The sequence below is a fragment of the Betaproteobacteria bacterium genome, assembly GCA_016791345.1.
In the GTDB taxonomy this organism is placed as follows: Bacteria; Pseudomonadota; Gammaproteobacteria; order Burkholderiales; family JAEUMW01; genus JAEUMW01.
The window spans coordinates 1-1,647 of record JAEUMW010000238.1 but is presented as its reverse complement, the minus strand read 5'-3'; the positions used below and the strand labels follow the sequence as shown (position 1 = coordinate 1,647).

Sequence of the window (1,647 nt, the reverse complement as noted above, 5' to 3'; positions counted from 1 at the left end):
CCTTCACCCGCAGCGGCGGCACCCCGAGCCGCGCGCACAGCTCGTCGAGGAGCGCCTGACCCGCGTGCTCGGTGTCGCGCCGGTTCTCGGCAGTCAGGGCCGCGCGGAGAGCGGCAACGGCAGGCGCCGTGGCGCGCCCCGACGGCAGCGCGACGGTGACGATCGCGTCGCTCGCCAGATAGGTGCGCTGCCGGCGCGGGGACAGGCGATCGAAGAAGGCGAAAAGCACGACGCGGCAGACCAGGGGAAACGGCAGGTGAAAACGCCGGCCATGCTACCATGCGGCCGGTCTGCTCCCGCGACGCCCCCCCGCCGCCCCTCCGGCCGTGGCCCCCACCCTCCTCTGGATTCTCGCCGTCCTGCTCGTGATCGTCGGTGTGGTCGGGACCGTCGTGCCCATGCTTCCGGGCACGCCGATCGTGTTCGCGGGATTGCTGCTGGCGGCGTGGATCGACGACTTCACGCGCGTGGGCACCGTGCCTCTCGTCGTGCTCGGGGTGCTCACCGCGCTCTCGCTGCTGGTCGATTTTGCGGCGTCGATCCTCGGCGCGAAGCGCGCTGGAGCGACGCGTGCGGCGGTGACGGGAGCGGCGCTGGGCGCGGTGGTCGGGCTTTTCTTCGGACTGGCCGGATTGATCCTCGGCCCCTTCGCCGGCGCGTTCCTCGGCCAGTATCTCGCCACGCGGGATGTCGCCGGGTCGGGCAAAGCCGGCTGGGGCACGCTGGTCGGCTTCATCGCGGGCAGCCTCGCGAAGCTGGTGCTGGCGATCGCGATGGTCATCATCTTCGCGGTGGCGTACTTGTCCTGAAGCCCGCACGGGCACGGGATGGCTCCACTGCAGTCAACGGGAATTCAATGACATCCACAACCGAAACACAGAACATGGCCGTCTTCTGCGACTTCGAGAACGTCGCGCTGGGCGTGCGCGATGCGAAGTACGAGAAGTTCGACATCAAGTGCGTGCTCGAACGCCTGCTGCTCAAGGGCAGCATCATCGTCAAGAAGGCGTACTGCGACTGGGCCCGCTACAAGGACGCGAAGAAGGCCCTGCACGAGGCGTCCTTCGAGATGATCGACATCCCGCACGTGCGCCAGTCGGGGAAGAACTCCGCCGACATCCGCATGGTCGTGGACGCGCTCGACCTCTGCTACACGAAGTCCCACGTCACCACCTTCGTGCTCATCACGGGCGATTCGGATTTCTCGCCGCTGGTGTCCAAGCTGCGCGAGAATGCGAAGATCGTGATCGGCGTCGGCGTGAAGAACTCCACGTCGGATCTGCTGATCTCCAACTGCGACGAGTTCATCTACTATGACGATCTCGTGCGCGTAGCACCGAAGAAGAAGGCGGCGACGCGGAAGAAGGCCGCGCCCAAGGCCGCGACTGCGGAGGAAGCGGTGACCGACGCCAAGCCGGCCGAGGTCGTGAAGTCGGAGGAGGAGAAAAAGCAGGATGTGCTCGATCTGGTCATGGAGACGGTCGAGGCGATGTTCTCGGAGCGCGCGGAAGACGAGAAGATCTGGGGCTCGATGGTGAAGCAGACGCTGCGGCGCCGCAAACCCGGCTTCAACGAGTCCTATTACGGGTTCAGCTCGTTCGGCAAGCTGCTCGACGAGCTCGAAGCGCGGAAGCTCCTGGAGCTCGA

Annotated in this window: 3 protein-coding genes; 2 read left to right on the top strand and 1 reads right to left on the bottom strand. The window is 66.4% G+C overall.

Annotated features, from left to right (window positions below; translation table 11 throughout):
* Nucleotides 1-229, bottom strand: a 229-nt coding sequence (locus JNK68_09335; GenBank protein ID MBL8540562.1) for a hypothetical protein, incomplete at its 3' end; no start/stop codon positions are given.
* A gap of 169 nt (nucleotides 230-398) precedes the next feature.
* Here JNK68_09335 and JNK68_09330 point away from each other — a divergent pair.
* Both JNK68_09330 and JNK68_09325 read left to right on the top strand, forming a co-directional pair.
* On the top strand, nucleotides 399-809 hold the full coding sequence (locus JNK68_09330) for a DUF456 domain-containing protein (protein MBL8540561.1): 411 nt from the start codon (nucleotides 399-401) through the stop codon (nucleotides 807-809).
* A gap of 47 nt (nucleotides 810-856) precedes the next feature.
* A partial coding sequence (locus JNK68_09325) for an NYN domain-containing protein (protein ID MBL8540560.1) occupies nucleotides 857-1,647 on the top strand: 791 nt, incomplete at its 3' end.

What these genes read in the sequence shown, in the direction of transcription:
- JNK68_09330 (MBL8540561.1), top strand. Translation starts at nt 399, where the DNA reads ATGCTTCCGGGCACGCCGATCGTGTTCGCGGGATTGCTGCTGGCGGCG.